The sequence below is a fragment of the Megasphaera sp. NM10 genome (genome assembly GCF_000417505.1).
GTDB lineage: Bacteria > Bacillota > Negativicutes > Veillonellales > Megasphaeraceae > Megasphaera > Megasphaera intestinihominis.
The window spans coordinates 1-2,891 of sequence record NZ_APHY01000123.1 but is presented as its reverse complement, the minus strand read 5'-3'; the positions used below and the strand labels follow the sequence as shown (position 1 = coordinate 2,891).

The 2,891-nt window shown below is 37.3% G+C and carries 2 protein-coding genes and 1 pseudogene; all 3 read right to left on the bottom strand.

Going from position 1 to position 2,891, the window contains the following annotated elements:
* Positions 1-690 (bottom strand): annotated as a pseudogene (locus NM10_RS12600) (O-unit flippase-like protein); the annotation flags it as partial.
* Positions 691-717: 27 nt separating this feature from the next.
* Entirely contained in the window at positions 718-1,626 is a 909-nt protein-coding gene (locus tag NM10_RS12595; protein WP_239639747.1) for a GT-D fold domain-containing glycosyltransferase, read from the bottom strand.
* A gap of 11 nt (positions 1,627-1,637) precedes the next feature.
* On the bottom strand, positions 1,638-2,597 hold the full coding sequence (locus tag NM10_RS12590) for a glycosyltransferase family 2 protein (protein ID WP_020311921.1): 960 nt from the start codon (positions 2,595-2,597) through the stop codon (positions 1,638-1,640).
* Positions 2,598-2,891 lie beyond the last annotated feature (294 nt).

The window sequence follows — 2,891 nt, the reverse complement described above, 5'->3', positions numbered from 1 at the left end:
AAGGAATAATTCATCGAAATGATGGGTTTTAATCAAATAATGCTTACAAAGAAACCGGGTAACAAAGCCACTCACAAAATAAGCAACACCTAAACTTAAAATGCCAAATCCACTAATCAAGCCGATAGTACCCAAAATCAAAAAGAAAGCTTTCGCTAAAATATTTGCTTTATTTTTATGAAAAATATCCCCAATCCCCACCAGGACGACAGCATAATAGCCAATATAAAGATTGATAAATGTAGACGCAATATAGAGTCCCCATGTCGCATATACTTGCCAATTCAGATAAGAAGCCGCAATACGTTGAAGATAAAAAGTCCCGGCAACAAGCATCACCAAAGAAGCTACAACAGCAATGCCAAAATACAATGTCCTGCAAGTGCTTAAAATACCATAAACCAACGGATAATTCGGTCCACTGCGGTCTTCAGAAAAAACAACTCCCTGTTTTTTTAAATCTCTTGCCCCACTCCAGGCATACGACATAGAATGGCTAAGCGTAGGCGTAAATCCACTATCTAATAATTCTACCATCCCCCCTATACTGACAAAAACATACCATAAGCCCAGAATATCCGGCGGTAAATAGTGAATCAGTACAGGCAACCATATAACCTGAGATCCTAAGGAGAAAAAGATGCCTAAATAGTTCCATATAATATCTTTTTTCCGTATATTAATTTGCATATCGTTCACCTAAATCATATTTCATGATTAACAATCAATCTTCGCCATGATTTCTCGATCATATTTTTTCAAGATATCTGAATTGAATTCTTCAATAAAGCCTCCTGCTTCATTAACGTATCGGCCCACCAAGGGAATTTTCTTGGTTGCATGTAACTTGTACCATTCATATTCCACATCAATATGACCAATATCTAACGCCTGATAGCCCGTATCCACTAAAAAAGGAACCATAATAGTGGCCGTCGGCCCTAGAGCGAATAAAATCAAGGACGACCGTTCTAAAGGAACATTTTCCTTCACAAAAGACAAGATTTTTTGATAACTAGAAAACGCATTCTTAGCCGGTGCCAGAATACGATGAACAGAAGAGGCCGTCGAAAATAAATCATTTCCTACACCTAATCGAGAAAATTCTCCCTCTACAATATAAATATTGCGATGATAAAAGATACTCTTCCAATAGCCAAGAATTGTTTCAACATGGCCCTTATCCAAATAGTCCATATAAAAACGAGTAATATTAAGATTTCCAAAAATATATCCATCTGGAATAAGGGATTGTATCATATTACGACGTTTATACATTTCATAACTCCAATAATTTATCGCAAAAGCATTATATTTGGACAAATCACCAAATGTATCAGGGATACAAAGCAAGAGCCGCTTATCTCGCAAAGCGAATGTCTTAGTTAATAATTCCCGAAGTTTAGCATCATCATTCTGAAACGATTGCTGTTTTATCCCCATCATCCATTTAAATTCACCATCTCCAAATCGAGAAATAGATAAATGATTATCCAAAATATCTTTTAATGTCTCTTCCAAGGTCATAATGCGTGGCTGCCAAGCACCTTTTTTTACATTAGCCGCATTTTTTCTTCTGTAATATGGATTTAAGCATCTTTCTTTTAATTGACTCAATAAAAACATATCCATCCCTCTCATTTATTTTTCAATTTCAATAAAGCTCTTAATAAACTATCCATCCCCATTATAGCAAAAATAGCTTTAATCTTGACCCTTTTTCCTACACCTTTATCCCGTAGAATCTCCCCTTGATGAAGGCGTAAATTCTCCCGAACGATAGCGCTTCTTTCTGCCCATTTTATTTCATGGCATTTACTTTGATATAAATATTCACAAAAATGAATGGCACAGTCATTGATACTGATCGGTAATCCTATTTTTTTATAATAATCATAGCGTCTTTGGACGATATCTATATTATTCCAACGAACCTCAGATGAAACGGTATGAGTCAGACTACTTTCGGTCTGGACATAATGATATAAGCATTTATTAATATGTATAATTTTTTTGAACTTTGGTGTCACCTGTGTTAGCACATCATAATCTTCCAGCATATGGTACGTTTCGTTAAACTTCACCTTTTTAAGCAATGCTGCCCGAATTACCTGGTTCCACAAAAAATTTTTTAATTCACGCTCAAGACTCTGCTCGTAAACAAAAGCCTTTAAACCCACCTTTTCTGGCAAGGCGATATGCCAAGGTTCGTCGACATTGTCACGAGTATAAAAATAATCGAAGACGAGACAATCAGGATTGTATTTTTCCAATCCCCCATGAATGGTTGCATACCAATCCGTTGTCACATAATCATCTGAATCCACCCAGGCAATATAGTTTCCTGCTGCTTGGGATAAACCTACGTTTCTTGCCGATCCTACTCCACCATTTTCCTTATGGAAAATGCGGAGGCAAGCATATTTCTTTGAATAGGATTGCAATATCTCCCAAGTGTTATCCTTCGATCCATCATCAACACAGACGATTTCCACTGGAGCTTGCTGTACAGACTGCAATAACGAGTCTAAGCAGCGCCCAATTGTTTGACCCGCATTATATGCAGGAATAATTACAGATAATTCAATAGAACTCATTCGATAACCCCTTATCCTTTAATATTTCATGGCAAGCTATCCCATCGAGCAGCTTGTTCATCACTTGTCCAGTAATCCAAAGAGTGCCCAATATAGTCAAGCTACGGTAGTGTCAAGATTCTTTCGCAAATTCATTTCATCCGCCAGTAAATATCGTAATCAGATATATGGATTTTCCTCGTCATTTGGCTGCTCAATTTCCATCTTGAATAGATGCTCCATGTCCATATAGCGTTTTGAGCCCCATTCCGAGGCGGCAACATGACGAAGTCTGGCWSAGACGAGCATCAAAGC